Raw genomic sequence first — 22,741 nt, forward strand, 5'->3', positions numbered from 1 at the left:
CGGTTTTAGGCATGGTGCAATGCTGTGTAGGCAAGGGACAAGCAGCTTACTTTATTTTGTCTACACCCTCTAAGGAAGGTCTGAAGTAGTCAGCGATTTTTGATGCCCTCGTTGGTAGAGGTTCAAAAAGCGCTGGCTGGTCAGAAATCAGACCTTTCCTGTTCTTAACTCATCGTTTCACCCTTGAGCGACGCCTTTGCAAGGCGCTTTTCCCGCATTACAGGCGCACCTCTCCCGCGACCAGCAGTCGTTTTCGCATCATCCACAGGTTCGACAGGGCAAATAGCGTGGCCTGTTGCGCGGTGTTTTTCATCAGGCCGCGAAAGCGCACTTTCGTATAGCCAAACTGACGCTTGATCACTCGGAACGGATGCTCAACCTTCGCCCGCACTTGTGCTTTCGCATATTCGATTTTGCGCCGCAGGCGCCCGATCAAACTCTTTTTCGCGTGTTTTTTATAGCTGCTGGGCCGGGCGGCAATCGACCAGATCATCTTGCGATTCTGATGCTCAGGACGCTTGTCCACGCCGGTGTAACCAGCATCGCCAGACACGTATGATTCCTCGCCATGCAGCAACTGTTCGACCTGCGTCACGTCCGCCACATTGGCCGCCGTGCCCACCAGGCTATGCACCAAACCCGACTCGGCATCGACGCCGATATGCGCTTTCATCCCGAAAAAATACATGTTCCCCTTCTTCGTCTGATGCATTTCGGGGTCGCGTTTGCCGTCTTTATTCTTGGTCGAACTCGGCGCATGAATGATCGTCGCATCGACCACCGTACCGTGGCGCAACATCAGGCCACGGTCGCCCAGATAACCGTTGATGACCTGCAAAATTCCGCCGGCCAATTCATGTTTCTCCAACAAGCGCCGGAAGTTGAGGATCGTGGTTTCATCGGGAATCCGATCCAGATGCAGTCCCGAAAACTGGCGCAGGATAGTGGTCTCGTACAGCGCTTCTTCCATCGCCGGATCGCTGTAGCCGAACCAGTTCTGCATCAGATGAACTCGCAACATCGCCATCAACGGATACGCCGGACGACCACCTTCGCCTTTCGGATAATACGGCTCGATCAAGGCAATCAGACCCTTCCAGGGCACGACCTGATCCATCTCGATCAGGAAACGCTCGCGGCGGGTCTGCTTACGTTTGCCAGCGTACTCGGCATCGGCGAAGGACATCTGTTTCATCGGGGCTCAACCGTCGTGTTCGGATCAGGCGGCTATTTCACCAAATCTGAAAGTCTTTTTCAGAGTTTCCTTAAGTTCTACAGGTCACAGGCGATAAGTAGAAACGGCCTATCGAATTCTCGGAGTCAAACCATGTTCGACCGCAAGTGGCGCATGCGCAGTGAAGCACTGCAACAACAAGTCAGTCAGCTTGAGCGGGAAAAGCGCACAATGCAGCAAGAGCTTGAGGCCTTGCGTAGCCTGCAGCAGTCGAATCAACAAGAATTGACAGACCTGAATGTACAGAATCGATACCAAAGCCAGCTGCACAGTAGACTGGATCAGTTCGAGGACTCGCTGTCACAAACCCGTGATGGTGTTGTGACTCAAGCCAACCGACTGCATGGTGAAGTTGACAAGCTGCGCCAGCACAGTGGTGTCTTCGAGCAAACCTCGGCGCTGCTCGGCGGCTTCTCCAGCTCTCTCGGCATCATGGCCGAGCAGGGCATCAGCAGCGTGCAGAGCGTCGAACTTCTGCGTCAGCGGGTCAGCGAGATCAGCCGCATCGTCGAGCTAATCAAAGCAATTTCCGACCAGACCAACCTGCTGGCTCTTAACGCTGCCATTGAAGCTGCCCGGGCCGGTGAACAAGGTCGCGGTTTCGCCGTGGTTGCCGACGAGGTACGCGCCCTGGCCCAGCGCACTTCCCAGGCCACCCAGGAAATCAGCCAGCTTGTCGGCTCGATCAATCAGGAAACCGAAACCGCCAGCCGTTCCATCGGTACCCTCTCAGAGGAAGCCTCGCGCCTGGCTGGCGATGTCTCCAGCTCAGCTCAGACTCTTGATGAAATGGTGGTGCTCGGCGAGCACATGAACCAACTGATCGAGGGTATTGCCCTCGGCTCTTTCTGCGAATCCGTCAAACTCGACCACCTGCTATTCAAGCTGTCCGTCTATCAGCGCCTGTTCAAGCACGACAGCAACACTCAACTTAGTGACCACCACACTTGCCGACTCGGGCAGTGGTGCGAAAACAGCGATACCCAGGCTCTCTATGGCCGTCTACGCAGCTACCAACAGTTGGAACAACCGCACCGACTGATACACGATGCCGCCCATGAGGCTCTGCATGCCGCCCAAAGCCAGGACTGGAACAAGGTCCTGCGCGCAGTAAACGACATGGAGCAGAGCAGTATGCAGGTCAACCAGTTGCTCAGTGAGCTCGGCAACCATTCATAGAGTCGGCCAGAAGCGGTCACTCAGTATCGTCTCCTAGGAGGGCCTCTAGTACCCGGCTCAAGGCTGCATTTACTGCCAGCAATGCCCCTTCCATATAACCTCCATGCTCGCCGCCAGCTTCGCTCCCGATCAGAGCTAGTCGGCCACCCCAAGGGTGACCAACCGCATTTGTTAAGTCATGGAGGCTATGCCAGCGGGGAGGCGTTTGGTCTTCTGCTGTAGCAGTGAACGGTTCTGCGGCCCAGTCCTGAATCCAATCCTCCAAAGGTGTGTCTGCCTCGTCGCCGAATAGGCGGATCAACTGCGCCCGGCATAGATTGAGGAGTTCCGCTTCACCGATCCGCCCACGCTGTGCAGCGCCGATGGCGAAGAAACCAAACAGCGCCGATGTTTCACCATTGCTTGCATCGTGGATTTCCCCGAGCGGGCCAACGGAGCTGAAAGCATCACCCGATAGCCCTTGTTCGCGCCAGAACGGATGTGAGTAGCGCGCGACATATTTGGCATGCGCCGCCATCCAGGTTGGAACCGAGCACAGGCGCCTGAGGCTGTGATCTGACAGCGCCGGAGTTAAGGCAATGCGGCGCGTGAGGCGAGGAGGTATAGCCAGCCAAATGTGGCTGTACGAATGCAACTCGGGATGATCGGCGCCTAGACGCAATGCTGCTCCGTTCTCATCAAGGTAGGCTGCGACCACCTCGGTGCTGAGACGGATTCGACTGGCGGGCAAGCTGGCAGTCAGTGTCGTGATCAGACGAGTCGTACCGCCTTCGATTCGCATTGCAGTATTACCCGAACGATAACCCTGGCGGCGCGATACCTGACCAAGCCCTTGCTCTAGCAACGCATCACCGTGTTCGTGCTGAGCGAATGTGTCTAAACCCAGTTCAGCCACTAGTTCGTGCATACGGGGTTGGAAGTCAGGCCAAAACCAGGTTGGCCCCAGATCCAAACCAGTCTTAGTCGAGTGGATACGCCCTCCCAGACGACTGCGAGCCTCAAATAGATCAAAGTCGATCCCAGCGTGGTCTAGGCGGTAGGCAGCATAAACACCGGCTAAGCCGCCACCGACGATGGCAACCTTCTGCTTGCGCATGTGTGGGCTCCAGCAATCACAGCGGACATCCTAAGACGTACGCAGATCATCACGGCTTCCAACCAAAAAGAAGTCTTGGGAACCATCCAAGAGAATCTTCACCGAATAACTGTCCTGCTAAGGGCTGAGCCCCACCTCGGAAATAAATAAAGCCCAGCCGTCATCGGCTGGGCTTTTCTCAGCTCACGAGATTAAGCGATGTCAAAGCGATCAGCATTCATCACCTTGGCCCAGGCGGCAACAAAGTCCTGCACGAACTTTTGACGGTTATCGTCTTGGGCATAAACCTCGGCGTACGAACGCAGTATCGAGTTGGATCCGAAGACCAAATCCACTCGGCTGGCAGTCCACTTGAGCGCGCCACTCTTGCGATCACGAACCTCATAGAGATTCCGGCCTGCAGGCGCCCATGTGTTGGCCATATCAGTCAAATTGACGAAGAAGTCATTGGTCAACTGCCCGACACGACTGGTAAATACGCCATGCTGACTACCTCCATGGTTGGTACCAAGGACTCGCATACCACCGATCAATGCCGTCATTTCCGGAGCTGTCAGCCCCATCAACTGGGCTCGATCCAGCAGCATCTCTTCGGCACTGACCACATAGTCCTTCTTCAGCCAGTTGCGGAAGCCGTCATGCAAGGGCTCAAGCACTTCAAAAGACTCGACATCCGTCATGTCTTGCGTGGCGTCACCACGCCCAGGTGTGAACGGGACAGTAATGGCAAAACCGGCAGCCTTGGCGGCCTGCTCAACCCCCAGATTGCCCGCGAGAACAATCACATCAGCGACACTGACCCCATTCTCGTCGGCAATTCCTTGGAGAACCCCTAGCACTCGGGCAAGGCGTGCCGGCTCATTACCCTCCCAGTCTTTCTGCGGCGCCAGACGGATACGAGCACCGTTCGCGCCACCCCGCATATCCGACCCACGGAAGGTTCGAGCGCTGTCCCAGGCCGTACAGACCATGTCGCCGATCGAAAGGCCAGACGCCGCGATCTTGGCCTTGACGGCAGCCACATCATAGTCAGTGCGACCAGCAGGTACTGGGTCTTGCCAGATCAGGTCCTCTTGCGGAATTTCCGGGCCGATGTAGCGGCTTTTCGGCCCCATATCGCGATGAGTCAGCTTGAACCAAGCTCGTGCAAACACGTCGCTGAAGTAGGCGGGATTCTTGTAGAAGCGCTCGGAAATCTTGCGATACTCCGGATCCATCTTCATGGCCATATCTGCATCGGTCATGATCGGGTTGTAGCGGATACTCGGATCTTCTACATCCACCGGCTTGTCTTCTTCCTTGATGTTGATCGGCTCCCACTGCCACGCGCCAGCAGGGCTCTTCTTCAGCTCCCAGTCATAGTTGAGCAACAGGTAGAAATAGCCGTTATCCCAAGTGGTCGGATGAGTGGTCCAGGCGCCCTCGATGCCGCTGGTCACGGTGTCACGCCCAATTCCACGGGTTTTGTGGTTGTTCCAGCCAAGCCCTTGCTCTTCCAGGTCTGCACCCTCCGGTGCCGGCCCGAGATTCGCAGCGTTGCCATTACCGTGGCATTTGCCCACGGTATGACCCCCAGCGGTGAGTGCGACGGTTTCTTCGTCATTCATCGCCATGCGGGCGAAGGTGATTCGCACGTCATGCGCGGTCTTTAGAGGGTCGGGTTTGCCGTCAACCCCCTCTGGGTTCACATAGATCAACCCCATCATCACTGCTGCCAACGGGTTTTCCAGATCCCGCTCCCCAGAGTAACGACTACCCTCGCTGCCGCTCGGGGCCAGCCACTCCTTCTCCGAACCCCAATAGATATCCTGCTCGGGATGCCAGATATCCTCACGGCCGAATGCGAAGCCGAACGTCTTCAACCCCATACTCTCGTAGGCCACATTGCCGGCCAACACGATCAGATCAGCCCAGCTGATCTTGTTGCCATACTTCTTCTTAATCGGCCACAACAGACGACGAGCTTTGTCCAGGTTGGCGTTGTCTGGCCAAGAGTTGATCGGCGCGAAACGCTGATTACCGGATCCCGCACCACCGCGGCCATCAGCCACGCGATAGGTACCCGCCGCATGCCAAGCCATGCGGATCATCAGGCCACCATAGTGCCCCCAGTCCGCCGGCCACCAGTCCTGGCTATCAGTCATCAGTGCTACGAGGTCACGCTTGAGGGCGGCAACATCGAGCTTCTTGACCTCTTCTCGGTAGTCAAAGCTTGGCGCGAAAGGATTCGTCTTGCGGTCGTGCTGATGCAGGATGTCGAGATTGAGAGCGTTGGGCCACCACTCCATGTTCGACTTACCAGAAGAGGTATTGGCGCCGTGCATCACGGGACATTGACCCGCAGCACTCGGACGATTTGTATCCATTTCATTCTCCCAGATTCCAAGGTAAGACCAGCTCGCGACACATGAGCACGAACCAGCTTGATTCACTGCGACTCGTCGAAGAGCTGCAAGCGAGTTAAGACAACCTAGCAGAAGCTGGCCATCCCTATACTGCCTGGGGTATTGATTTTGACTATGGTCCTAAAAGCCTAGGTCATACCTACGCAAGGTGATCACATGCTCATTGCAGCCACCAGCAGGCATAGGAACGTAAAGTCTAGAGACTCATCAGGGTTGATGACGAGCAGTACAATCGTCATCCAATAAACGATATAAATCCTTATATATCAATCACATAATCTCAAAATCATTGCACAGGAAAGGCTTCGCCTAATCTCATATTCGATAATGTTCTAAGCATAGAACCAGAAAACAGATAGGCTTACTCACATACCCCAGGGGTATCTGAAAGGAGCGCTATCATGCAACCCAAAGTTGAAGCATTCTTTGACCCTGCTACCTACACCTACAGCTATGTGGTCAGTGATCCCAGCACCCACGAGTGCGCCATCATTGACTCCGTCCTGGACTATGATCCCGCAGCTGGTCGCACATCCTTCGCCAGTGCAAATCGCCTGATCGCCCATGTCCGGAGCCAAGAGCTTAAGGTTCAATGGCTGCTGGAAACCCATGTGCATGCAGATCACCTGTCTGCAGCCCCTTATCTGAAGCGTGAGCTAGGCGGCAAGCTAGGCATAGGCGCCAACATCACCACGGTGCAGAACACCTTCGGCAAGCTGTTCAATGCGGGCACCGAATTCGCAACCGACGGCAGCCAATTTGATCACTTATTCCAGGATGGTGAGACTTTCCGACTGGGGAGTATCGAGGCGCGTGCGCTGCATACTCCAGGACATACTCCCGCCTGCATGACCTATGTGATTGGGGATGCCGGTTTTGTCGGCGATACCCTGTTCATGCCCGATTACGGAACTGCTCGCTGCGACTTCCCTGGCGGCAGCGCACATACCCTGTACCGGTCGATCCGCAAACTGTTCAGTCTGCCAGGGGAAACCCGCCTGTTCATGTGTCACGACTACAAAGCGCCTGGACGGGATGACTATCGCTACGAGACCACGGTCGCCGAGGAGCGCACGCACAACGTGCATGTTCACCAAGGTGTCAGCGAGGAGGAGTTCGTCGCCATGCGCAGCAAGCGTGACGCCACGCTGGGCATGCCGACCCTGATCCTGCCCTCGGTTCAGGTCAACATGCGTGCCGGCCAGCTCCCTCCTGCCGAAGACAATGGCACGCGCTACCTGAAGATCCCGCTCGACGTGCTCTGAGGTGACACCATGGACTCGCTCAAACGTCTGACGCCCTTCATCGCCGTGGCGGTCCAGCTGCAGCCGGCCGACATGGGTACCTTAGCTGCCGCTGGATTCCGCAGCGTGATCAACAACCGGCCGGATGGTGAAGGCGAAGGCCAGCCCTCATCCGCCGAGATGCAAGCCGCAGCCGAGGCCAGCGGCCTGGAATATCACTACCTGCCAGTTCGCTCCGGTCAGATCAGCGATGATAATGTCAGTGCCTTTGGCGAGCTGCTCGACAGGGTGCGCGGCCCAGTGCTGGCCTTCTGCCGCACTGGCACCCGTTCAACCAGCCTGTGGGCCCTGAGCGAAGCTCATCACCTCGACCCACTGACGTTACTCGCCACAACCCGCGATGCTGGCTATGACCTTACAGGACTCGCCCCCCGACTGGAGGAACGCTGGCAGAAAGCGCCCCTCAGCGTGCCAAAGACCGACCTGACACCCACCCAGCGCTATGACGTGCTGGTAGTAGGTGGCGGCGCTGCTGGTTGCGCAGTCAGTGCCAGTTTGCTGAGACGAGAGCCCGGCCTGCGCATAGCAATTGTCGAGCCGCGTGAACAGCACTATTACCAGCCTGGCTTGACCCTGGTAGGCGGTGGCATATTCGACCGCGCTCGCACGGAGCGCCCCATGGCCCGCTGCATTCCTCGCGGCGCCCAATGGATTAAAGCCGCCGTTTCCGGCTTTGAGCCGGACCAGCAGCGTGTTGTTCTGGAAGACGGCAACCGCGTTGGCTACCGCACGCTAATCGTCTGCCCCGGGCTATCACTGCACTGGGAGGGCATCGAGGGACTCAAGGCAACCCTAGGCAAGCATGGCGTCACCTCGAACTACCAATTCGAGCTGGCCCCCTACACCTGGCAACTGGTACAGAATCTGCGCCAGGGAAGAGCTCTGTTCACCCAGCCACCCATGCCGATCAAATGCGCGGGCGCGCCCCAGAAGGCGATGTATCTCTCCTGCGACTGGTGGCTGAAGCAAGGTGTGCTGTCGAACATTGAGGTCGACTTCTGCTCCGCCGGTGCCGTGCTGTTCGGCGTACCCACCTTCGTGCCGCCGCTGATGCAGTATGTCGAGCGCTACGGCACCCACCTCAACTTCAATACAAACCTTCTGGCCGTCGACGGGCCGGGGCGCAAAGCCTGGTTCAGGCAGGTGGACGCCCAAGGCAACAGCCGGGAAATCGAGAAATCTTTCGACCTGCTGCATGTTGTACCCCCTCAGCGTGCCCCCGAATTCATCAGTCAGAGCCCACTGGCGAATGCTGACGGCTGGATCGAGGCTGATCATGAGACCCTGCGCCATCCACGCTTCGGCAATATCTTCAGTCTCGGCGATGTGTGCGCCGCACCCAACGCCAAGACCGCCGCCGCCGTGCGCAAACAGGCACCGGTAGTAGCCGAGAACGTGCTCTCCATACTGACAGGCAAAGGGCCCCGCGCTCTTTACGACGGCTATGGCTCATGCCCGCTGACGGTCGAGCGCGGCAAGGTCGTATTGGCCGAGTTTGGCTATGGCGGCAAGCTGCTACCGACCTTTCCGCTCGACCCAGCGGTACCCCGCCGCTTGGCCTGGGACCTGAAAGTGAAAATGATGCCCAGCATCTACTTCGACATGATGCTGCGCGGGCGCGAATGGCTGGCCGAGCCCAAGCGCCTGCCCCATGAGCCTCTGCCGGTGGAAGCATCTGCGGCCTGCGACTTTGGGCAGGAACCACGAAAATGAGCATCAGCCAATGGCTGCCCTGCCTGGAGTGGGGGCGGCATTATGATCGATCCCATGCGGCCCAGGATGGGCTGGCTGCACTCATAGTCACACTGATGCTGATCCCGCAGAGCCTGGCCTACGCCATGCTCGCGGGGCTTCCACCAGTCAGCGGCCTATACGCCAGCCTGCTGCCCCTGCTTCTCTACGCAGTGTTTGGTTCAAGCCGCACTCTGGCGGTCGGCCCAGTGGCCGTAGTTTCGCTGATGACCGCAGCCGCGCTGCAGCCACTGTTCCCTGAGGGAGGCCCTGCCTATGCAGGGGCCGCTCTCCTGCTGGCCCTGATGTCCGGCCTGATCCTGACCCTGATGGCATTTTTGCGTCTGGGCTTCATCGCCAACTTCCTCAGCCACCCCGTAATCTCGGGTTTCATCAGCGCTTCCGGCCTGCTGATTGCTATTGGCCAGGTCAAGCATCTGCTGGGCATCTCAGTATCCGGAGAAAACCTTCTGCAACTGGTTCCGGCTCTATTCAAGGCATTACCAACCACGCACTGGCCTACCCTGCTGATCGGCATCCTGAGCCTGGCCTGGCTGTGGTGGGCTCGGGCCCGCTTAAGGCCGCTCCTGCAAAGAATGGGTCTTTCTGCCCAAGCGGCCGGCAACCTGGCCAAGGCTGGACCTGTGCTGGCGATCATCCTCGCTATCCTGGCCGTCAAAGGGCTGCAGCTCGATCAGACTGGCGTCAAGGTGGTGGGTGCAATCCCGCAGGGGCTGCCAGGCTTGACGTTACCCTCGTTAGATCTGCACTTGGCGCTACAGCTGTTGCCGGCTGCATTGCTGATCAGCCTGGTTGGCTTCGTCGAGTCCGTTTCGGTTGGCCAGACGCTGGCTGCCAAGCAGCGCCAACGCATCGAGCCGGACAGCGAGCTATTGGGACTGGGTGCCGCCAATCTGGGCGCCGCACTGAGCGGTGGATTTCCAGTCACCGGAGGCTTTGCGCGCTCGGTAGTCAACCATGACGCCGGTGCACAGACGCCTATGGCTGGGGTATTCACCGCAGCAGGAATTGCTTTCAGCGCACTGTTACTAACACCGTTACTGCATGACCTTCCCCAAGCCGTGCTGGCTGCCACCATCATCGTCGCGGTGCTCAGCCTGGTCGACTTGGGCTCGCTCAAGCGTACCTGGCAGTACTCTCGGCAGGACGGCACGGCCCAGCTGGCCACACTCCTCGGCGTCCTGCTAATCGGCGTGGAGGCTGGCATCCTCATAGGTGTGGGCCTCTCGCTACTGCTGTTCTTGTATCGCACCAGCCGTCCTCATGTGGCGGTGGTTGGCCTGGTACCGGGCAGTGAGCACTTTCGCAATGTGCAACGCTTTGACGTGATCGAGGCCCCCAGTGTGCTGTCACTGCGAGTCGATGAAAGCCTCTACTTCCCCAACGCACGCTTTCTGGAGGAGCGCATCAGCGAGCTGATCGCTTCCCGCCCGCAGGTACGACATTTGGTGCTGATGTGCCCTGGGGTCAACTTGATCGATGCCAGTGCCCTGGACTCTCTAGAGACTATCGCCGAGCGCCTGCACACCGCCGGGGTACAACTGCACCTGTCAGAAGTCAAAGGGCCGGTCATGGATCAACTGCGCCGCTCGGACTTTCTAGATCGCTTCGGGGGGCAGGTTTTCATCAGCCAGTTCCAGGCTCTGAAAACCTTGGCGCCAGAACTGATCCACGGCTCCCTTGAGCACAGTCACTCACTCACAGCATCCGACAGGAGAACCCCATGAAGACCGCACACGACCTGGTGGAGGAAGCCCGCCAACACATCGACGAAGTCAGCCTGGATGCTGCCGAAATGCTGATGCGCGAAGCTGACGCTGTGATTGATGTACGCGAACCCGATGAGTACCAGGCAGGACATATTCCAGGTGCCATCAACATTCCACGTGGCCTGCTGGAGTTCAGGCTCAGCAATAGCCCTGAGCTGGCGGCCCGCGATCTGAATTTGATGCTGTACTGCAAGACCAGCGGCCGTGCTGCGCTGGCTGCTCGCAGCCTGGCAGATATGGGTTATCTGCAGGTCAGATCGATTCAGGGTGGCTACGACGCTTGGCAAGAAGCAGGTAAGCCCATCGCCCGCCCCACGCTCCCGCCTTTCGAATGACAAGGAGAACACGCATGAAAGCTCTAATCATTGCCACGCTGCTGGCTCTTGTAAGCCTGCCGGCCCTGGCTGATACAGACATCGGTGTCAGTGCTCAGGAGACCTACGCCAAACTGGGCCAAGGAGAGGCCAAGCTCCTGTTCATCGATGTCAGGGATCCGGTGGAAATCATGTTCGTGGGCTTCACCGATGCAGTAGACATCAATATTCCTTACCTGCTGGTGGACCGCACCACTTGGGATGATGAGCGGGGCTCCTACAAGGTGACGCAAAATCCTCGCTTCATCGAAGAAGTCCGCGCAGCACTCAAAGAGCGCGGCCTGAGTGCTGACGCCGAAATCATCACCATGTGCCGCTCCGGCAGCGAGCGCGGCAAGCCAAGTGCGGACTTCTTACGAGCCAATGGATTTCCCAATGCGCGTTATGTAATCGACGGCTTCCAGGGGCCTGCACTCAAGGAAGGACCGCAAGCTGGTTTCCGCCTGCAAGGCGGCTGGCAGAACAGCGGCCTGCCATGGAGCGCCAAGATGAACCCTCTCAAGATGTACCGTGCCAATAACAGTCTTTAATGGAGTTCGATCATGAAGAAAAACGTAGGTGGTATCGACAGGCTCATTCGCATTCTGGCTGGGGTGGCGCTCATCCTCTGGGCAGTACTGGGTGGCCCCATTTGGGCATGGATTGGCGTGCTGCCACTGGCCACTGGCGCCTTGAGCTGGTGCCCGGCGTATAGCCTTGTAGGTATCAAAACCTGCCCAAGGCAATAACTGAGGTTGAAACAGGATGCCTTGTGCTGAATAGCGAGTGCAGTAGAGGTGCTAGCGTCTCGGTTTCCACTGAGCAGAAACCAAGGGTCAATTTTTCACTCGTGCTAACACCCCTGCTGCAAATTTTTCCAGACAGATCACCACTCAGCCAAAAAAGGAAATGAAGATGGCAAGTAAGAAGATCAAGCCCATCGATATAGGCATCAGCAGCGCTGATCGCACAAAAATCGTCAAAGGCCTATCTGCCCTGTTGGCAGACAGTTACACGCTGTATCTGATGACTCACAATTTCCACTGGAACGTAACGGGCCCGCAGTTCAACGGCCTCCATCAGATGTTCATGCTGCAATACACCGAGCAGTGGAATGCACTGGACATGATCGCCGAGCGTATTCGCGCTCTGGGGCACCCCGCTCCGGGCACGTACAAGGAGTTCGTCAAGCTGGCATCCATCAAGGAAGTCGAAGGCGTGCCCAAAGCGGATGACATGGTTCGCCACCTCGTGGAGGCTCAGGAAGCGACGGCGCGCACTGCACGCAAGCTTTTCCCCACGGTGACAGCGGCCGATGATCAGCCCACTGCCGACCTGCTCACGCAGCGCTTGGAAGTCCACGAGAAGACTGCCTGGATGCTGCGCAGCCTGCTTGAGGAATAGCTCCCGGCGGATGCTTGGCTTTCCTGCAAGCGACTGATGCGCTTGTAGGAGAGCCTTGATACCAATTCCCGATACAGCCGTAGATGCTCGCCTTAAACAGCAAAGGGCTTTGACTCGAATCAAAACCCTAAAATACCCCCACGAGTATTCTTATCAGCAGGTAAATGATGGGGGCGTGAGGTTGAACTGAAGCACTTTTTTGCCGCCCAGATTCCTCCGGTGAACCAAAATGAGTAAAGCCGCCCCCCGATCACCCTGGCGCCTCCCGCTGGTACGGGAAATCACCGCGATCCTGCTGATCAAACTGGCCCTGCTGCTCGGCATCAAGGCCATCTGGTTCGACCAACCGACCCTGCCTGAAAACGGCACCGAACGCCTGGACAGCCATCTGTTCACCCGTCCTGCCACACCGTCTTCCCCCCTTGCCGAGGAGACCCCGAGATGATCTCGGAAACCGTCGTCGACCTGTCGCGTCTGCAATTCGCCATGACCGCGATGTACCACTTCCTGTTCGTGCCCCTGACGCTGGGCCTGGCCTTCCTGCTTGCCATCATGGAGTCGGTCTACGTCATGACCGGCAAGCAGGTCTACAAGGACATGGTCAAGTTCTGGGGCAAGCTGTTCGGCATCAACTTCGCCCTCGGCGTCACCACCGGGCTGACCATGGAGTTCCAGTTCGGCACCAACTGGGCCTACTACAGCCACTACGTCGGCGACATCTTCGGCGCGCCGCTGGCCATCGAGGGGCTGATGGCGTTCTTCCTCGAATCGACCTTCATCGGCCTGTTCTTCTTCGGCTGGGATCGCCTGTCCAAGGTCCAGCACCTGGCGGTGACCTGGCTGGTGGCCATCGGCTCGAACCTCTCGGCACTGTGGATCCTGATCGCCAACGGCTGGATGCAGAATCCGGTCGGCGCGGAGTTCAACTACGAAACCATGCGCATGGAGCTGACCGACTTCGGCGCCCTGCTGTTCAACCCGGTGGCGCAGGTCAAGTTCGTCCACACCGTGGCGGCCGGCTATGTCACCGGGGCGATCTTCGTCCTGGCGATTTCCAGCTACTACCTGCTGAAGAAGCGTGACCTGGGCTTCGCCCGCCGCTCCTTCGCCATCGCCTCTGCCTTCGGCCTGGCCTCGATCCTCTCGGTCATCGTGCTGGGCGACGAGTCCGGCTACGAGATCGGCGACGTACAGAAGACCAAGCTGGCGGCCATCGAGGCCGAGTGGGAAACCCACCCCGCGCCGGCCGGTTTCACCCTGTTCGGCCTGCCCAACCAGGAGGAAATGCGTACCGACTACGCGGTGAAGATTCCCTACGCGCTGGGCCTGATCGCCACCCGTTCGCTGGATACCGAGGTCAAGGGCATCAAGCAGCTGGTGGCCGAGCATGAGCTGCGCATCCGCTACGGCATGCAGGCCTACGCGCTGCTGGAGCAGCTGCGTGGCGGCGACAAGAGCGCCGCGACCATTGCCGCGTTCGAGGCGGTCAAGCAGGACCTTGGCTACGGCCTGCTGCTGAAGAAGTACACCGCCAAGGTGGTGGACGCCAGCGAGGCGCAGATCAAGCAAGCCGCGCTGGACACCATCCCCAACGTGTTCAGCCTGTTCTGGACCTTCCGCATCATGGTCGCCTGCGGCTTCCTCATGCTGGCGCTGTTCGCCTGCGCCTTCTGGGCCTCGGCGCACAAGAACGAGGAGCGCAAGCCCTGGCTGCTGAAGTGGGCGCTGCTCAGCCTGCCGCTGCCATGGATCGCCGCGCAGACCGGCTGGTACGTGGCCGAGCATGGCCGCCAGCCCTGGTCCATCGGCGAGGTGCTGCCCACCCACCTGTCCGCTTCCAGCCTGTCGGCCGGCGACGTGTGGGGTTCGCTGACCGCGCTGATCGCCTTCTACAGCCTGCTGCTGGTGGTGGAGATGTACCTGATGATCAAGTTCGCCCGCCTCGGCCCGTCCAGCCTGCACACCGGGCGTTACCACTTCGAACAACAGCAGCCGGCCGCCGCCTGAGGAGACAACCATGTTCGACTATGAAAGCCTCAAGCTGATCTGGTGGGTGCTGGTTGGCGTGCTGCTGATCGGCTTCGCCCTGACCGACGGCTTCGACATGGGCGCCATGGCACTGATGCCCTTCGTCGGCAAGACCGACAACGAGCGGCGGGTGGCGATCAACACCATCGCGCCGCACTGGGATGGCAACCAGGTGTGGTTTATCACCGCCGGCGGCGCACTGTTCGCCGCCTGGCCGATGGTCTACGCGGTAGCCTTCTCCGGACTGTATTGGGCGATGCTGCTGGTGCTGTTCGCGCTGTTCTGTCGCCCGGTCGGCTTCGACTACCGCAGCAAGCTGGAAAACCAGAAGTGGCGCAGCGCCTGGGACTGGGCGCTTTTCGTCGGCGGCGCGGCCCCGGCACTGCTGTTCGGTGTGGCCTTCGGCAACCTGTTCCTCGGCCTGCCGTTCCGCCTCGACGATCTGATGCGCTCCACCTACGAGGGTTCGTTCTTCGCCCTGCTGCACCCGTTCGCCCTGCTCGCCGGGGTGGTCAGCCTGAGCATGCTCTGTGCCCATGGTGGCGCCTGGCTGATGATGCGTACCGACGCCGATCTGTACCAGCGCTCGCGCAGGGCTACCCAGCTGTGCGCGCTGGTGTTCCTGATTGCCTTCGCCGGCGCAGGGGCCTGGCTGGCGCTGGGCATCCAGGGCTTCAGCCTGGTCGGCGGCTTCGCCGATCTGGGCGCGGCGCTCAACCCGCTGCACAAGCAGGTAAGCCTCAACAACAGCGGCTGGCTGGCCAACTACGCGCAGTACCCGCTGACCCGCATCGCCCCGCTGGCGGGCCTGGCTGGCGGTGTACTGGCGCTGCTCGGCGCGCTGTTCAGCCGAGGCGGCGTGGCCTTCCTCGGTAGCAGCCTGGCCATCGTCGGCACCATCTGCACTGCGGGCTTCGCGCTGTTCCCCTTCGTCTTCCCGTCCAGCCTCGACCCGGCGTCGAGCCTGACCGTATGGGACGCTGTGTCCAGCCACAAGACCCTGGGCATCATGCTGGTGGTGGCGGGCATCTTCGTCCCGCTGATCCTGCTCTACACCCTGTGGTGCTACACCCGCATGTGGGGCCGGCTGACCGACCAGACCATCGAAAGCAACCCGCACGGCCTGTACTGAAACCCCGAACCGTAGGAGCTCGTTTGCTGGCGATCATCACACGGCATCGCGAACAAACTTGCTCCTATCCGATCAATGCCCACTCAGGGCCAAGGAGAACGACAGATGTGGTACTTCACCTGGATTCTCGGCGTGCTGCTGGCCTGCAGCTTCGGCATCATCAATGCCCTATGGCTGGAGACCACGCAGAACCTCGATGAGGAACCGGTCGGTGACGACTGAGGTCCGCCCCCTGCTGCGGCGTCCATGGAGCCGGGCGCTGTCGCTGCTGCTGGCCAGCCCGCTGGCCTTGCTGCTGCTAATTCACCCTGCGGCCTACCTGGACGATCAGGGCGGTTACAGCCACAGCCTGCTGATGCTGGTGATGCTCGGCATCAGCGGCGGCTTCGTCCACGGCGTCGGTTTCGATCCGTACAGCCGACTGTGGCGCACGATTTTCCATCCGCTGGGCTGCTGGCTGCTCCTCGGCCTTGGCTACCTGATCCTATGGCGGGCGCAGGGCTGATCCTGCGCCGGCACCTTCCGCTGCAAGAGGCCCTCATGGCAATCGCATCCGAATTAATCCCCTATCAGCAACTGGGCGGGGACCAGCCGCTGCGCCAGCTGGTTGATCGCTTCTACGACCTGATGTTCAGTGAGCAGGGCGTTGAGATCGTGCGCGACATGCACAACCCCGACACCCGTGAGATCCGCGATAGGTTCTTCGACTTTCTCAGCGGCTGGCTCGGCGGCCCCCAGCGCTTCATCGAAAAGCACGGCCATCCGCGCCTGCGCGCCCGGCATTTGCCGTTCTCTATTGGTAAGAGCGAGCGCGACCAGTGGCTGCACTGCATGAATCTGGCGCTGGACGACACGCCGATGGATGCCGAGCTGCGTGCCTACCTGAAAGATGCCTTCGCCAAGACCGGAGATTTCCTGCGCAACCGGGGTGAATCATGAACGAGCAGCCGAAAGTACCCGCTGCCCCAGCAGCGCTGGAGCCGAAGAAGCAGTTCATCGTTGGCGCTAGTTGTCCCGCGTGCGAGCGCATGGACAGCGTACGCATGTGGTTCGTGGAAGGTGTGCCGCACCGCGAATGTGTCGCCTGCGGCTACAGCGACAAACTGGACGAAAGCAGTGGTGCCATTACGCTGGTCGCCGTCGACGAGAAGGATGACGCGTAGTGGTCTACTGACCCCGGACACCCATCTAGGGCGAGAATGCTCGTCATAGAGAGGTGTCTGATGAGCAAGCAACGTCAAGCATGTTCAATCCACGCATGGCTTCCGGAGCCAGCTTGCCAAACTCGCCGACGCATTTCATGAGATTGGCGAAATAGTCTTTCCAGCTATTCAATCTGGTCGTCCCGCAGTTCCGTCCAGCGGTGTCACCGCCGTCAACCGGTACTACGGTTCCGGTGATCCACGAAGCGTCTTGCGAGGCGAGGAAGAGAATGGCTAACGCCACGTCCGCAGGTTGGCCATTGCGTCCCGGCGGGTGGAAAGCGTCGAAGGTCGGCAACACTTCCTTGACCTACTCAGCATCCATAAAGGTTCCGTAGACCGGAGCCTCTACCACAGCCGGAGCTAAGGTATTGATGCGGATGTTCGAGCTGGCCAGCTCGATGGCCAGGTTGCGGGTAAGCGCATGTACGCCGGTATTGGCGGCGGAGTAGGCAGCTGAGGGTGTGGCACTGATAGCCTGAATGGCACAAAGCGAACCGATTTGTACGATGGCGCCGCCACCGCGCTGTTGCATGGCTTTCGCCGCCTGGGCCATGAAGAACTTGCCTTTGAGGATGGTATCGAGGAACCAGTCGTACTCGGCTGGATTTACCTCTAGGAAGGGCTTTGGATTAAAGACACCTGCGTTATTGACCAGGATGTCCAAGCCACCGTGGAGGGGAAGGGGACAGATTTATTTACTAGACACCTGCCGTCCGCTTTTGGCCGATTCTGTTGAAAAAGTCCCGTCGCGATTTTTGCCCATGAAAGAGCGTTAGCGACGTTGAAATCTGGTTCGATCAGAAGGCGGAGCTGTCTTGGTTTTTACGTAGCAACGCCTGAATCGAGCGATTTTTGAGCTGCCGAAAAGCAGCGCTCCCAGAAACCGACTTTTTCAACAGAATCGGCCGATTTCGGCCGGTCGTCATTACCGTGTTTAATGTTCGATACCAATGAAAATTCCCGGTCAGCTGGAATGCAACTCGGTGGCTGAGACAGTGCAACTTCGCATCAGCGCCATGCGCATCCATTTCGGCATTCTGCAGGCCAATAGTTTGTTCATTTCTTCGGGGCTAAGCGCTTTTTTAACTACAGCCACATCCTCCTGAGTGATGCCGCCTTTACCGAGATAAAATAAAGCGCTGATGGCCATTCCGACCTTGGTTCCTGCGCGCTGCATAACCATCGGAGCAGCATGTACAAGCCTTATATCTGCCTTGCCTAAAGATATCGATCGGCTAGGGCCACTGGTGTAATAGACCGGAATGACCGGCATCTGTGTACTCAGACCGAATCGCCTCACTGCATCAGCGCCATGAATCTGCAGTGTCCAACTGTTTTTCTTGGCAATCAGATTTACCAAGTCCAATGGCCCAGGACGCAAAGCTCTGCCAGTGTGCTGGCTGTATTGGGGGCGCATGTAAATGCCACGGCACACACGCTCAAGCTCGCCTTGCCGAACCAACTGGGCTACTGCTTTGGAGATGGCCGTACTCGTACCAAGCTCTGCAAAGTCGCGGATGCTGAAAGGTCTTCCTTTGCGCAGCCGCTTAACTCGCTGCATAACGAGTTGAGATACCGGTGGTTCAGTCAAATAGTGGGCCATTGCTATCGCTTCTGCTCCAGCGACGAGCAGAGCAGCGGCTGGTGGTAGGCGATAACTCGACGCCGATATTCGTCATCATCGGCACCGCTTGCTAAGCATTCCTCCAAGCGTCCCAGCGAGAACACCTCAGCTGAAGAGGGGTAGTGCCTGAGTAAACTTTTCGCATAACTGCGGATTCCCTGCGGTAGGCCCGCATCACGGGAGAGCTCACGCAAGAACTCCTCTGTTTTGACGAGGGTACGAGTTCTTTCATACGGTAGGGTCAATCGTTATCTCCCAGACGGAATATGAAGGTCGCGGCTAGCTAAAGCGCTTACCAGCGCCTACCACCCATAATGCAGCCCAGCGCTTCGGGGATTGAATTAAAAGTTCCCCAGCTCGTTAAGCCGCCAGTAGCGGTGCTATCAAAACAGCACACTTCGTAGCGAACCCCTGTTGGCCAATCGCTAAACCAGAGTGCCTTTAAAGCTGCGATATGTTTTTCCACATCTCTTGCCGCCAGTTCGGGGAAGACTTTACCTATCGCAGCGTGGCTAGCCCGATGACTCACCTCCAGCCCATAAGGTCCTTCCCAACTACAACGCTCGATAAATGGACGATTCCACCAGCGGGCTTTGCATACGTAGGTATGCTGCTGGCTGTCTAGATTCTCGAATTCTGCAGGCAACGCAGGGTCTACCAACACACCCTCAATCAGCTCTACCGCGAAGAACAGTAGTCCATCTACCTGTAATTCCCTTAAGTTGTCCTGCCCACTCTGCAGGCGCTCCAGATAGGGGGCGATGCCGAGTAGTGTCTGCCTAGTTGAAAGCTGCAAAGCCTGCAGATTTGCGAAATCCCATGCGGCCCAATCCTGATCATTACGCACGATCATGATTGCGCTCCTGCTCGGCTTCCCGGCTTTCATGCCACTTGGCAAATACCCACAGAGCAGTACCCAGTGACAACAACAACCACATAATCCACTGAGGTATTTGGTATTGGGCGCCCACCCAAAGACCAACGCCACCACACAACATCGTCACAAAAAACCATCTCATCAACGTGTACTCCCGATTACAAACGAGATGCCACGGTAACCCGATGTTCTACTGTTCTAACGCTAGCGCTGAAAATTTCGTCGACACCCAGATTGGGAAATCAGGATGACCCATGAGCGCTCATTCGTGCTGAGGATTAGTCCGCACCAGGTTCACTAACCGCACAAAATGCGTCGATTCGTTTGTAGGTCTCCAAAAGCGACATGAGGTCGCCCTGCGCCATAATTTCCAACGGCTTACGTCCATTGAAGAATTCGTTTTGGTTCTCAAGCCCCATAAAGCCGTAGACGTTTTCAGGGTTATCAAAGACCAGCCTCAGGCTAGCGTGGCAGTTCAAGACAATGCTGGCCCGCTCCAGTTGATCACGGTCGAGTTCAACGCCTTTGCCCTGATGAGCACGAGAAATGCTGCTGCGCGAGACACGAAGAACATTGCTCGCCTGCTCGGTAGTGGCCTTCCATTTCTCCAGGACCCTCAGGGCCGTGCGTAGAATTACGCCACTTTGATCCGTCGAGAATGCGCGAATTCTGGATGTTGCATGCATGACGGAAGCTCCTGTCTCTAATCAGCAAAAATGATCGGGCTGTGACACACAGTAACCTGATGCTCGGGTTTTTAACCCTCGAACCAATAAATCGTCAGCTCCCAGATTGGGTAGCGAGGAATCCACAGCGGCCACTTCTGAAACCGTGAGCTTTTGCTAAGCTGGCGGCCTGCACCGCGGGACTTCGTTGGCAACGGCTCGCCGTTGCTTCCCCCTGCGGACACCCATTAAACCGTTTCACGGGGTTACGATGCGGAAGCATGTAGTGATTGAGGACTGGGATGGCGACGGCGCTATTCGCCTACCCGATGACGTTCTGCAGGAAATGGGCGTCGACGTTGGAGACACGCTCTACCTCCTTGAGGAGTACGTGGGTACAACCCGCTGTCTGGTGCTCAGTAAGTCACCGCGCATTCCTGATCGCGTGGATGAGCTGGTGGGTCACTGGGAGTCGTTTGGCAAGGTCTCCGCCGAGATAAGCGCCAAGGACGAGTGAGTTAGCTACCGCACTAACCTCGATGCAGCTTGCACGGCCTTGGTCCCTGCGAGGGTAGAGTTTTCCACCAGAAAAGCATCGCTAACGTTGGGGCCTGCATACTCCTGGGTTGCCAATTTGTGACAGCAACAGCAGAGAGCAACAAAACGAATTTGTGTGGCCGCGGGGGAAGCCCAAAGCGGCAGGTCTTAGTGATCGTGTTAATACCTATGACTTTGCTGGGCCAAGTCGCTGCCCGTAGGCTGCCAGCCCAGCCCAGCGGAGCCGGCCGCGGGTGTTTCATCATGCCTGTCGGGTCACATCGTTCTCTATGTAGCCGTCTGCGAGAGTGATGACGCGATCACACAGATCAGACAGGCGCGGATCGTGGGTTACCAGCAGCACCGCGCAGCCAAATTCGCGGTTGAACTGACGAAACAGTTGAAAGACTTCGGCGGCCGACTTGCTGTCGAGGTTTCCGGTCGGCTCGTCGGCCAACAGCAGGGCCGGGCGTGTTATTAGTGCCCTAGCGACCGCCACCCGCTGCTGCTGTCCGCCGGAGAGCTGATCGGGCTTGCGTTGCTCCATGCCTTGCAGGCCCACCCGCGCCATCAGATCGGTGGCCCGTTCACGCTGTTGCGGTGTGGGTTTGCCAGTGCTCAGCATGAGCGGCATCAACACATTTTCCAGCGCCGTGAAGGCCTGAATAAGATGATGGAACTGGAATACGAAACCGATCCGGGTGCCGCGCAGTGCGGTGCGCTGCGTATCGTCCATCGTGCGGGTAGGTTCTTCGAGCAGGTAGAGTTCGCCGCCCGTAGGTTTGTCGAGCAACCCGATCAGGTTGAGCAGGGTGCTCTTGCCAGAACCGGAAGCGCCCACCAGTGCGGCGAAGTCGTTGCGTTGTAGGCGCAGGTCCAGCCCGTGCAACACCTCATTCTCGGTTGGTGTGTCGACGTTGTAGGCTTTCCTGAGACCCACCAGGCGCAGAACCTCTTGCATCGCTTGCCGATCAGACATGGCGTATCGCCTCCACCGGGTCGAGCGCTGCCGCACGCCGTGCTGGCAAGGCCGCCGAGAGAATGCCGGTAACCGTGGCCAGCGCCGCAGCAGAGGCCAACAGCCAGGGATTGAGAGGGATATAGAACAACTTGGGACCGAAGGTGTTGAACGCGCCCACCAGGCCATAGCCGGCCGTGCCGCCCAGCAGTGAGCCAGCTAGACCGAACAGCGCTCCCTGGATCAGGAACACCCGCAGCATCTGTGACTGACGAGTGCCCATTGCGCGCAGGATGCCGATCTCGCGCGTGCGCTGCACCACGCTCACCGACAACACGCTGGCGATGCCCAGTGCCACGCTCAGGGCCACGAACAAGCTGATCATCTGAGTGGACAGGCTCTGTGAGCGCAAAGCGTTCATCAGTTGTGTGTTGGTTTCCATCCAGCTTTCGGCCTTCAGGCCGGTGAGGCGGCCGATACGTTCGGCAATCACCTGCGCTGCAAAGATGTCTGTCACCGTCAGGTCGATGGCGGTGGCCGCGCCCGGTAGATCGAGCAGGGCCTGCGCCTGCTTCATGTCGAGGTACACATAGCGTGCGTCGAGTTCGCGCACGCCCAGTTCAAAGATGCCGGCAACATTCACCACGGCCTCACGACCTTGACCGCCATCCAAGCGCAGTTTGTCGCCGACGGCCATGCCCAGGTCTGCGGCCAGCTGTCTGCCGATCACGGCGTCACCGGCACCGATGCGAAAGACGCCGGCGATAATGTCCTGCTGGATAGGGATGATGCGCTGGTAGCGCTGCGCGTCGATGCCGATCAGTGCGGTCGATTGCAGGGCCTCGCCACGGCGGGCAAAGGCCGGCCCCGAGATCACCGGCGAGACCGCGCTGACCTGCGGGAAACTGTCGAGCACATTACGCACCTCCTGCCAGTTGTTGATCGAGCGCAGGCGCTGGGCACGCTTGTTTTCCAGCAACAAATGCACGCTGCCCGGCTCGACGGGCAGCACGCGGTTGCGTTCTTCCGGTGGCTCCACCTTGATGTGGGCCTGAGTGCCCAGCGTGCGCTGGATGATGTTGTCCTGCAGTCCCGTGATTAGTGCGGTCAGGAACACGATGACCGCTACGCCGACGGCGATGCCGACGAGGATCAGCAGGCTCTGTGCCTTGCCCTCACGCAGGAACCTGACAGCGATGGTCCATTCAATCCACATCGG

25 protein-coding genes and 2 pseudogenes are annotated in these 22,741 nt (G+C 58.6%); 17 read left to right on the plus strand and 10 right to left on the minus strand.

Annotated elements, in window-relative coordinates; all coding sequences use genetic code 11:
* Positions 1 to 217 precede the first annotated feature (217 nt).
* Positions 218 to 1,195, minus strand: a complete 978-nt coding sequence (locus tag CYD26_RS18900) for an IS5 family transposase (RefSeq protein WP_102053312.1) — start codon at positions 1,193 to 1,195, stop codon at positions 218 to 220.
* A gap of 549 nt (positions 1,196 to 1,744) precedes the next feature.
* Here CYD26_RS18900 and CYD26_RS26000 point away from each other — a divergent pair.
* A pseudogene (locus CYD26_RS26000) lies at positions 1,745 to 2,017 on the plus strand (methyl-accepting chemotaxis protein); the annotation flags it as partial.
* Positions 2,018 to 2,044: 27 nt separating this feature from the next.
* Positions 2,045 to 2,413: a CZB domain-containing protein gene (locus CYD26_RS26005; RefSeq protein ID WP_371917246.1), complete on the plus strand. Its 369-nt coding sequence runs from the start codon at positions 2,045 to 2,047 to the stop codon at positions 2,411 to 2,413.
* 16 nt (positions 2,414 to 2,429) lie between these two features.
* On the opposite strand, the gene CYD26_RS18910 is transcribed toward CYD26_RS26005, so the two are convergent.
* Positions 2,430 to 3,509: an FAD-dependent oxidoreductase gene (locus CYD26_RS18910; protein WP_065760872.1), complete on the minus strand. Its 1,080-nt coding sequence runs from the start codon at positions 3,507 to 3,509 to the stop codon at positions 2,430 to 2,432.
* A gap of 191 nt (positions 3,510 to 3,700) precedes the next feature.
* Entirely contained in the window at positions 3,701 to 5,875 is a 2,175-nt protein-coding gene (gene katG, locus CYD26_RS18915; RefSeq protein WP_065760873.1) for a catalase/peroxidase HPI, read from the minus strand.
* Between the two features lie 440 nt (positions 5,876 to 6,315).
* On the opposite strand from katG, the gene CYD26_RS18920 reads away from it, so the two are divergent.
* From CYD26_RS18920 to CYD26_RS18985, 14 genes are all read left to right on the plus strand, one after another.
* Entirely contained in the window at positions 6,316 to 7,179 is an 864-nt protein-coding gene (locus CYD26_RS18920; RefSeq protein WP_065760874.1) for an MBL fold metallo-hydrolase, read from the plus strand.
* Between the two features lie 9 nt (positions 7,180 to 7,188).
* Positions 7,189 to 8,931, plus strand: a complete 1,743-nt coding sequence (locus CYD26_RS18925; protein WP_065760875.1) for a bifunctional protein tyrosine phosphatase family protein/NAD(P)/FAD-dependent oxidoreductase — start codon at positions 7,189 to 7,191, stop codon at positions 8,929 to 8,931.
* Complete coding sequence (locus CYD26_RS18930) at positions 8,928 to 10,697, plus strand: SulP family inorganic anion transporter (RefSeq protein ID WP_065760876.1); 1,770 nt, start codon at positions 8,928 to 8,930, stop codon at positions 10,695 to 10,697. The genes CYD26_RS18925 and CYD26_RS18930 overlap by 4 nt, the downstream gene beginning before the upstream one ends.
* The gene (locus tag CYD26_RS18935; RefSeq protein WP_065760877.1) at positions 10,694 to 11,074 is read left to right on the plus strand and encodes a rhodanese-like domain-containing protein; all 381 of its coding nucleotides are present in this window, start codon (positions 10,694 to 10,696) and stop codon (positions 11,072 to 11,074) included. The genes CYD26_RS18930 and CYD26_RS18935 overlap by 4 nt, the downstream gene beginning before the upstream one ends.
* Before the next feature lie 14 nt (positions 11,075 to 11,088).
* The gene (locus CYD26_RS18940; protein ID WP_065760878.1) at positions 11,089 to 11,643 is read left to right on the plus strand and encodes a rhodanese-like domain-containing protein; all 555 of its coding nucleotides are present in this window, start codon (positions 11,089 to 11,091) and stop codon (positions 11,641 to 11,643) included.
* Positions 11,644 to 11,655: 12 nt separating this feature from the next.
* Positions 11,656 to 11,841 (plus strand): DUF2892 domain-containing protein, encoded by a 186-nt coding sequence (locus CYD26_RS18945; protein WP_065760879.1) that lies wholly within the window; start codon positions 11,656 to 11,658, stop codon positions 11,839 to 11,841.
* A gap of 166 nt (positions 11,842 to 12,007) precedes the next feature.
* Positions 12,008 to 12,496, plus strand: coding sequence for a Dps family protein (locus CYD26_RS18950; protein ID WP_100250148.1), 489 nt, complete (start codon positions 12,008 to 12,010; stop codon positions 12,494 to 12,496).
* Between the two features lie 229 nt (positions 12,497 to 12,725).
* Positions 12,726 to 12,941 (plus strand): cytochrome oxidase putative small subunit CydP, encoded by a 216-nt coding sequence (gene cydP / locus CYD26_RS18955; RefSeq protein ID WP_065760880.1) that lies wholly within the window; start codon positions 12,726 to 12,728, stop codon positions 12,939 to 12,941.
* On the plus strand, positions 12,938 to 14,503 hold the full coding sequence (locus CYD26_RS18960) for a cytochrome ubiquinol oxidase subunit I (RefSeq protein ID WP_102053313.1): 1,566 nt from the start codon (positions 12,938 to 12,940) through the stop codon (positions 14,501 to 14,503). The genes cydP and CYD26_RS18960 overlap by 4 nt, the downstream gene beginning before the upstream one ends.
* A gap of 10 nt (positions 14,504 to 14,513) precedes the next feature.
* Positions 14,514 to 15,656: a cytochrome d ubiquinol oxidase subunit II gene (gene cydB / locus CYD26_RS18965; RefSeq protein ID WP_102053314.1), complete on the plus strand. Its 1,143-nt coding sequence runs from the start codon at positions 14,514 to 14,516 to the stop codon at positions 15,654 to 15,656.
* Positions 15,657 to 15,761: 105 nt separating this feature from the next.
* Entirely contained in the window at positions 15,762 to 15,878 is a 117-nt protein-coding gene (gene cydX, locus CYD26_RS18970; RefSeq protein WP_049269383.1) for a cytochrome bd-I oxidase subunit CydX, read from the plus strand.
* The gene (locus tag CYD26_RS18975) at positions 15,853 to 16,161 is read left to right on the plus strand and encodes a cyd operon YbgE family protein (RefSeq protein ID WP_049269381.1); all 309 of its coding nucleotides are present in this window, start codon (positions 15,853 to 15,855) and stop codon (positions 16,159 to 16,161) included. The genes cydX and CYD26_RS18975 overlap by 26 nt, the downstream gene beginning before the upstream one ends.
* Before the next feature lie 35 nt (positions 16,162 to 16,196).
* The gene (locus CYD26_RS18980) at positions 16,197 to 16,595 is read left to right on the plus strand and encodes a group II truncated hemoglobin (RefSeq protein ID WP_065760727.1); all 399 of its coding nucleotides are present in this window, start codon (positions 16,197 to 16,199) and stop codon (positions 16,593 to 16,595) included.
* Entirely contained in the window at positions 16,592 to 16,819 is a 228-nt protein-coding gene (locus tag CYD26_RS18985) for a YheV family putative zinc ribbon protein (RefSeq protein WP_065760725.1), read from the plus strand. The genes CYD26_RS18980 and CYD26_RS18985 overlap by 4 nt, the downstream gene beginning before the upstream one ends.
* A gap of 43 nt (positions 16,820 to 16,862) precedes the next feature.
* Here the strand turns inward: CYD26_RS18985 and CYD26_RS18990 are convergent.
* The 5 genes and pseudogenes from CYD26_RS18990 to CYD26_RS19015 all read right to left on the minus strand — a co-directional run bounded on the left by CYD26_RS18990 (position 16,863) and on the right by CYD26_RS19015 (position 20,048).
* A pseudogene (locus tag CYD26_RS18990) lies at positions 16,863 to 17,525 on the minus strand (SDR family NAD(P)-dependent oxidoreductase).
* A 300-nt stretch (positions 17,526 to 17,825) separates the two neighbouring features.
* Positions 17,826 to 18,464 carry a DUF6088 family protein gene (locus CYD26_RS18995; protein WP_065760724.1) on the minus strand — a complete coding sequence of 213 codons (639 nt, stop codon included), beginning with the start codon at positions 18,462 to 18,464 and terminating at the stop codon, positions 17,826 to 17,828.
* A gap of 2 nt (positions 18,465 to 18,466) precedes the next feature.
* Positions 18,467 to 18,730: a BPSL0761 family protein gene (locus CYD26_RS25720; protein WP_083199843.1), complete on the minus strand. Its 264-nt coding sequence runs from the start codon at positions 18,728 to 18,730 to the stop codon at positions 18,467 to 18,469.
* A 47-nt stretch (positions 18,731 to 18,777) separates the two neighbouring features.
* A complete protein-coding gene (locus CYD26_RS25575; protein WP_065760723.1) occupies positions 18,778 to 19,338 on the minus strand; it encodes a hypothetical protein in 561 nt (186 codons plus the stop codon).
* A 302-nt stretch (positions 19,339 to 19,640) separates the two neighbouring features.
* The gene (locus CYD26_RS19015; RefSeq protein ID WP_065760721.1) at positions 19,641 to 20,048 is read right to left on the minus strand and encodes an antitoxin Xre-like helix-turn-helix domain-containing protein; all 408 of its coding nucleotides are present in this window, start codon (positions 20,046 to 20,048) and stop codon (positions 19,641 to 19,643) included.
* Between the two features lie 250 nt (positions 20,049 to 20,298).
* Between CYD26_RS19015 and CYD26_RS19020 the strand changes: the two genes are divergently transcribed.
* Entirely contained in the window at positions 20,299 to 20,544 is a 246-nt protein-coding gene (locus CYD26_RS19020; protein ID WP_065760720.1) for a hypothetical protein, read from the plus strand.
* Positions 20,545 to 20,826: 282 nt separating this feature from the next.
* On the opposite strand, the gene CYD26_RS19025 is transcribed toward CYD26_RS19020, so the two are convergent.
* The gene (locus CYD26_RS19025; RefSeq protein WP_102053315.1) at positions 20,827 to 21,543 is read right to left on the minus strand and encodes an ABC transporter ATP-binding protein; all 717 of its coding nucleotides are present in this window, start codon (positions 21,541 to 21,543) and stop codon (positions 20,827 to 20,829) included.
* A complete protein-coding gene (locus CYD26_RS19030) occupies positions 21,536 to 22,738 on the minus strand; it encodes an FtsX-like permease family protein (protein ID WP_065760718.1) in 1,203 nt (400 codons plus the stop codon). Before CYD26_RS19030 ends, CYD26_RS19025 begins: the two co-directional genes overlap by 8 nt.
* Between the last annotated feature and the right edge of the window lie 3 nt (positions 22,739 to 22,741).

It is taken from the genome of Pseudomonas sp. FFUP_PS_473 (genome assembly GCF_002858665.1).
Taxonomy (GTDB): Bacteria; Pseudomonadota; Gammaproteobacteria; order Pseudomonadales; family Pseudomonadaceae; genus Aquipseudomonas; species Aquipseudomonas defluvii.